Source organism: Sporosarcina siberiensis (genome assembly GCF_042681925.1).
Classification (GTDB): Bacteria; Bacillota; Bacilli; order Bacillales_A; family Planococcaceae; genus Sporosarcina; species Sporosarcina siberiensis.
Genome location: NZ_JBHUGI010000012.1, coordinates 1 through 1443, shown reverse-complemented (window position 1 = coordinate 1443; position 1443 = coordinate 1). Strand labels below are relative to the sequence as shown.

Here is a 1443-nt window from a genome sequence, read left to right as displayed (position 1 = left end):
GGGAGTGTCAATATTTATGTGTAAATGACAATCCAACCTTTTCATTGTGAATATCACTTATTTCTTTTTTATAGCTTATGAATAGAGCTTATTTGCTCTAGATGTAAAGGATATTCTTTTTTCAAAACCAAATTGCACGTTCAGTAGTCTATCTATTATTCTTTTGCTTCAAACATATCAGCCAGCTCTGCACGTGCTTGATCGAAACCAATATGGCATCGTGTGATGAAGCGTTGGTTATAATCTTCGAACTGGGAAACAAGGAAGCGCTCAAGTGATTCTTCGTTCGGAAACTGCTCTTTACGCTTTGTATATTTCTTAATTTGCTTGTTGAATGACTCGATTAAATTCGTTGAGTATATGCTGCGCCAAATTGATTTAGGAAAGCCATAGAAAGTTAGTAGGTGCTCATTTGTTGCGAGTGATTTCGTAACCTTCGGGTACGACTTTTTCCATTTCGAACAGAAACTATCTAATGCTACTTGGCCAGCTTCCTGATCATCAGCTCGGTAAATCGTTTTGAAATCCCCACAAATCTCAGCTCGATCTTCAACACGTACTTTATGGGAGATAGTACGTGCCACATGAACTAGACATGTTTGAAATTGAGCTTTAGGAAATGCGCTTTTAATTGTGTCTACCATTCCTGTTAAGCCATCCGAAAGGAATAATAGAACTTCTTCTACTCCACGCTCTTTTATTTCTAGTAAAAGCTCTTTCCAATTAAATGCTGATTCTGTTGGAGCGATTGTGTAAGCAATCACTTCTTTTGAGCCATCTTCACGAATGCCGACGGCTATATAAACAGCTTCTTTAGAAACTGTTTCACGTCGAACTGAAATATAGGTTGCGTCTAAATAAACACATGCATAACGCGTACTGAGTTTCCTTTTATTAAAGGCTTCTACCTGTTCACCCACTACTTGTGTCATATTAGATATTGTTTGACGTGTGTAATGATGGCCATACATTTTCTCGATTAAATCAGCTATTTCCGACATAGTCACGCCTTTTTGAAACATGTGGATGACAAATGATTCGAGTGTATCGTTTGATCGCTTATAAGGTGCGACTGTCTGTTGTTTAAACTCACCGTTGCGATCACGGGGAATCGTGACCTGAAGGTCACCATATTCAGTGTGCAGCGTTCGGTCATATGAACCATTACGTGAATTCCCTGAGTTAAAGCCGATACGGTCATATTTTTCATAATCTAAAAACGCTGTCAGCTCGGTGGTCAGTAAAGTATTTACTGCTGTTTCTAAATGCGAACGAAAAACCTCGGTAATATCTTGTTTTTGTACTAGTGCTTGGACAATATCTGTTGTAAACTGAGTCATAGGGAAGGCCTCTTTTCTAGGATTGGTTGTGGTGACTTAATTCTACCAAGAAAAGGTCTTCCTTTTTGTATTTATTCATTTACACAAGATATTTTACACTCTC

At 38.2% G+C, this 1443-nt stretch carries 1 protein-coding gene; it reads right to left on the bottom strand.

Features of this window, described 5'->3' with window-relative positions; genetic code table 11:
- Nucleotides 1–155: 155 nt before the first annotated feature.
- Complete coding sequence (locus tag ACFSFY_RS05825; protein ID WP_381536244.1) at nt 156–1340, bottom strand: IS256 family transposase; 1185 nt, start codon at nt 1338–1340, stop codon at nt 156–158.
- Between the last annotated feature and the right edge of the window lie 103 nt (nt 1341–1443).